The following is a 4,848-nucleotide window of genomic DNA, read 5'->3' as shown; positions in this document are numbered from 1 at the left end:
GGGCAGCACCCGGCTGCTCGTCCTCGTCGGCCTGCTGCTGAGCGTGCTGGGCACCGTCGCCTACACCCAGGTCGGCACCGACACCAGCGAGTGGCTGCTCGGCTTGTCGCTGGCTGTCCGTGGCGCCGGACTGGCGGCAGCCCTGATACCTGTCATGACAGCGGTCTACCAGGGCCTGCACCGGGACGAGATTCCCCGCGCCACCTCGGCGGTGCGGATCTTCCAGCAGGTCGGCGGCTCCTTGGGCACTGCCGTGCTCGCGGTGGTCCTGTCCCACGGGATCGCTGACCGGGGCGGTGCGGGCCGGGTGGATGCGGCCGGGCTGGCGGACGCCTTCGGGAACACGTTCTGGTGGACGCTGGCGTTCACCGCCGTCGCGGTACCGTTCGCCTTCCTGGTGCCCGGCCGAAAGACGGCTGCTCCCGCGCAGGCGGCCCTTCCCGTGCAGGCGCTTGACCCGGCCCAGGCGACCGGCCCGGCGCAGCCGGTCGGTTCAGGCGGAAGTGATCTTCCGTCCGGCGGCGCACGGACGGCGGCCACACCGTCCCCGGGCCTGAGCGAAGGTTGAGTGGGGGCTGAACGAGGGCCTGAGCAAAGGCCGAGCGGGGTGGCCCATACCGCGCGGTATGGGCCACCCGGTTCCGGCTGGCTCCGGCCCCAGCGGAACAGGAGCCAACCGGATCACGGGATCAGCGTCGGATCCGGCTCACCCACGCAATCCCTGTATCCGATTCACCCACGAAATCCCTGGAAGTAGCGCAGGGCGCGCTGCCAGCCGGCGCGGGCGATGTCGCGGCCGGCGTCCTGGCCGAGACTGTTGTCGTAGGACCAGTGCACGCCACCGTAGAGCCGGGAAATCCCGTCCTCTTTCGCGGCCGCGGTGAAGGTCGGCCAGTTCAGGCGGATGTCGGTTGCCGGCGTGATACCGGGCTCGATCAGTGAGCTACCCTTTTTGATCACTGCGGAGTCGCCGAAGCGGTCACTACCGGTGAACAGCTTGAGGGATTCGGCGCCGGCACCGGCAAAGGTGGCGTGCCCGGACACCGTGGCGGCAAACGGTGGAGTGGACAGATAGGGCTGCCACGTCGATCCGTCCACGATCTGGGTGCCCAGGCCCGGACCGGCCCACGCCCGGATCTGCTGACCGAACCTGTCATAGCGGATCAAGGTGATGGGACGGGCGTTGTCGTTGGCGCGTTTGGCGTTCCACGCGACGATCCCGGCGTCCGCCTGGGAGATGTTCAGCGCGAAGAACATCTTCACATCGTCGTCGAGCGTGTGTCGGTCACGCGTTGAGACATACTGCGCCTGACTCTGGATGTGGCCAGGGGGGGTCTGGTCGTGGTCCAGCCAGTACTCGGCGATCACCTTACGCTTGTCGGTGAGGTTCGCGCTGTAGTCAAGAACCAGGTTGATGTCGGCCGTCGAGGGGTACGTCGGTGGCGGCGGTGGTAGGTACGGGTTTACGGAGTCGACCCCGAACGGTGTGACCGCACCGAATTGCGGTGTGTAGAACTGCTGGGTCTGTCCGTTCACAACCAGAGGGGTCCACCGGTTCGGGTCCACGATCGTGGTCGGGTCGAAGTTGTCGATCTGCTGCGGAGGATTGACCGGTTGATAACCCGAGGTGTCGGAGTACGGAGGGTTTCCGAGCTGGTTGGACCCGTCGTTGTGCCGGAACGACAGAACCGCGTCACAGGCGGCGGTCCCCACCCCGGCGGGTGTGTTCGGGTCGGTGATGCTTGTGGGCAGGCTGTAGCTCTGTCCCACCAGGATCTGGTCGAAGGTCGCCTTCTGGTCGGGGAAGAGGTCCACCAGCGCCCGGTAGGAGGCGTAGCTGACTGCCTCGGACCTGTTGGCGATGGTGCGCTCCCTGACCGGGCGCCGAAGGCTGCCGTCGAACTGCGGTCCGACCGCCTTCTTGTCGTAGGCCGCCCAGGCGTCGTATCCGCAGGTGCTCTGGATCGCCAGTACACGGGCGCCGACCGCCGGAGGAAAGCCGGCCGCGGGATACGTTGAGCGGGAGGCCGTTTCGATCGCCGAGACGGCGGCGTTGTTCCAGATCAGAGCGGCGTTGGTTGACGGCGGCCTGGACGTAACCTTGGTTGCCAGGTCGGTACCGGCCGCCTGAGCCGCGGGCATGGCCACCGCGGCCACGCCCACTGTGGCCATGCCCACTGTGGCCAAGGCTGCGACGATGGCAGCAGGCCGTCGCCGGTTACGCGGCATCCCTGTCGATACCGTGGATTTTCTTGTCATGATCATTCTTTCGTAACGGTCGGCATTCCGGCTCCTTCAGAGATGACGCCGGATTAGCCGCAGTTGAATGCGAACAGCCGAAGGTTAAGAGTATGACCATGAGGCCGTGTGGCGAATCCGTTACGACGGATGCGAGTGTGTCAACCTCGTTTGGATTGGTTCTAGAGTGTTTCCCGCAGGTGTTTCCTGTAGATCTCGAGGTATTTCTCGCAGATCGTGGTTGATGCGGGCTGACGAGCCCGTCCGTTGGATGACGCCGCCCGTCTGAATGACGGCTGACCCGCTCGGGGGCGAGCGGGTCAGCGCAGGCGCAGCGCGGCGGAGCTCGTGACCACCTTCTCCCACTCCTCCGCGTCGGTCGGCGGGGTGGCCAGCGGCCGTGGGCCGTCGGGGCGCAACCCGTCGAGGACCAGGTCCAGATGGCGGTGCCACACCGTCGGCGCGACGCGGTCGGTCGCGTCGATCAGGCTGGTCAGCGTCCACAACAGGACGGAGACGTCCCGGTAGGTGACGTCCGGGCGCAGCCGGCCGGCCTTGCGGGCGGCGTCCAGCAGGCCGTCCACCACCCGGGCGATCTCATCCCGCAACGGCCGGCCGAGGGTGGAGTCCCAGAGCCGGCCGCTGCCCATCCTCTCGCTGGCGTGCCGCTCGGCGAACGTCCGCACGAACGTCTCCAGGCGTTCGCCGGGTTCCCGGTGCTCGCCGGCGGCCCTGGCCAGGCTCAGGATGCGTTCGAGATAGGGCAGGGCGATCGCGTCCAGCAGTGCGCCCTTGGTCGGAAAGCGGCGGTAGACGGTGCCGATACCGACTCCGGCGCGGCTGGCGACCTCCTCCATGGTGAAGGCGGGACCGCGCTCGCCATACACCTCGGACGCTGCGGACAGCACTCGTTCCCGGTTCCGCGCGGCGTCGCAGCGCAGCCGTTCCGGCCCTGCGGTGTCCGGCGCGGAACCGGACAAGGTTTCCGCGGTCATGCCCATGACGACACGGTAGTAGGGTCCCGGGGTGAAAGCAGCGTTACCGGGACTCCACCGTTACCGGGGGGCCGCCGCGCGGCTCGGGCAGCGCCGCGGTCCCAGCGGCCGGTATGCCAGCGGGCCGCCGGCGCACCGGTACGATCGTGGCGGCCGCCGCAGCGACAATCATGGATGTGGCCAGTACCGCGAAGCTCACGCTGTAGCCGTGCTCGCTCGGGAGTCCGCTCGCCAGGGCTCCGGAGGCGAGGATGCTGGCGATGATCTGGCTCCCGATCGATCCGCCGATGGTGCGGATGTTCGCGTTCATCCCGGTCGCGGCCCCGGTCTGGGCGGACGGGACGGCCTCGATGATCAGATTGGACATGGACGAGAACGCAAGCCCTATACCGAGGCCCTGGATGGTCGTGGCGAGGAAGAACTCCCAGGGTTCGTGGTGCGCGACCGACAGCATCAGGAACGGGACCGCGGCCAGCAGGGAACCCACGACCAGCGGAAGCTTGGACCCGAGCCGGGCTGCGATCCGGCCGATCAGGGAACCCGCAAGGATCATTGTTATGGTACTGGGCAGCAGGTAAAGCCCGGAGACGGTGACCGAGGCGTCGAAGCCGTAGCCGGCCTCCGGCGGCGCCTGCAGGAACGGCGGGATGACGACGAAGGTCGAGAACATTCCGACGCCGAGCAGCAGAGACGCCACGTTGGTCCACCACACGGCCGGGATGCGCATCATCGTCATGTCGATGAGTGGTACGGCGGACCGATTCTCCACCTGTATCCACAGCACCAGCAGCAGCGCGGCCGCGACGAACAGGCCCAGCGTGCCGCTGGCTGTCCACCCCCAGGCAGCGCCCCGGTTCAGTCCGAGCAGCAACGCGACCAGCCAGCCGGACAGCAGCGCCGCGGCCGGGAGGTTGACCCGTCCCGGGCTGCGCACCGGGGACTCCGGGATGAACAGCGCCGTTGTCAGCGTGGCGAGCGCCGAGATGACGAGCGGGATCCAGAACAGCCAGTGCCACGACAGATGGTCGACCACCGGCCCGGCGATCACCATGCCGAGCGCGCTGCCGATGCCGAGCATGCCGGACATCAGTCCGATGGCACCGGGTACCCGCCTGGCCGGGAACTCGTCGCGGATGATGCCGAAGGACAGCGGGAACATCCCGCCTCCCAGCCCCTGGATCACCCGCGCGACGATGAGCAGCCCGACCGAGTTCGACAGCCCGGCCAGCAGCGATCCGGCGGTCAGCGCGGCATAGACGACGACGAGCATCTTTTTCTTGCCGAACATGTCGCCGAGGCGGCCCAGGATGGGTGTCGCGACCGAGGCGGACAGCAGGTAGGCGGTGAGCACCCAGGTCACCGTCGCCTGGGAGGTGTGCAGATCCTCCTGGACGACTGGTAGGGCCGGCAGCACCATCGACTGCAACAGCGTGTAGGCGCTGGCACCGAGGGTGAGCGCGGTAAAGGCGATGGTGACCTGCCGGTCGCCGTGTTCTGTGGACATTGATCTCCGTCTCGGACAAGCGGAATTGCCCTCCGGATGGTAGCAGTCAACCGGAGTTTAGTTCCGCTTAATTGCCCGTCTGCCCGTCTGCCCGTCTGCCCGTCTGCCCGT

The 4,848-nt window shown here is 67.7% G+C and carries 3 protein-coding genes and 1 pseudogene; 1 reads left to right on the top strand and 3 read right to left on the bottom strand.

What is annotated here, in order from left to right; genetic code table 11:
• A pseudogene (locus DD1DGNOD_RS24765) lies at positions 1-568 on the top strand (multidrug efflux MFS transporter); the annotation flags it as partial.
• A 164-nt stretch (positions 569-732) separates the two neighbouring features.
• Here DD1DGNOD_RS24765 and DD1DGNOD_RS24760 read toward each other — a convergent pair.
• From DD1DGNOD_RS24760 to DD1DGNOD_RS24750, 3 genes are all read right to left on the bottom strand, one after another.
• Positions 733-2,172 (bottom strand): vanadium-dependent haloperoxidase, encoded by a 1,440-nt coding sequence (locus DD1DGNOD_RS24760; protein ID WP_131764946.1) that lies wholly within the window; start codon positions 2,170-2,172, stop codon positions 733-735.
• Positions 2,173-2,558: 386 nt separating this feature from the next.
• Positions 2,559-3,233: a TetR/AcrR family transcriptional regulator gene (locus tag DD1DGNOD_RS24755; RefSeq protein WP_131771141.1), complete on the bottom strand. Its 675-nt coding sequence runs from the start codon at positions 3,231-3,233 to the stop codon at positions 2,559-2,561.
• A 43-nt stretch (positions 3,234-3,276) separates the two neighbouring features.
• Positions 3,277-4,737: an MFS transporter gene (locus DD1DGNOD_RS24750; protein ID WP_131764945.1), complete on the bottom strand. Its 1,461-nt coding sequence runs from the start codon at positions 4,735-4,737 to the stop codon at positions 3,277-3,279.
• Between the last annotated feature and the right edge of the window lie 111 nt (positions 4,738-4,848).

It is taken from the genome of Candidatus Protofrankia californiensis (genome assembly GCF_900634765.1).
GTDB classification, from domain to species: domain Bacteria; phylum Actinomycetota; class Actinomycetes; order Frankiales; family Frankiaceae; genus Protofrankia; species Protofrankia californiensis.
This window is presented reverse-complemented; position numbering and strand designations above follow the sequence as displayed.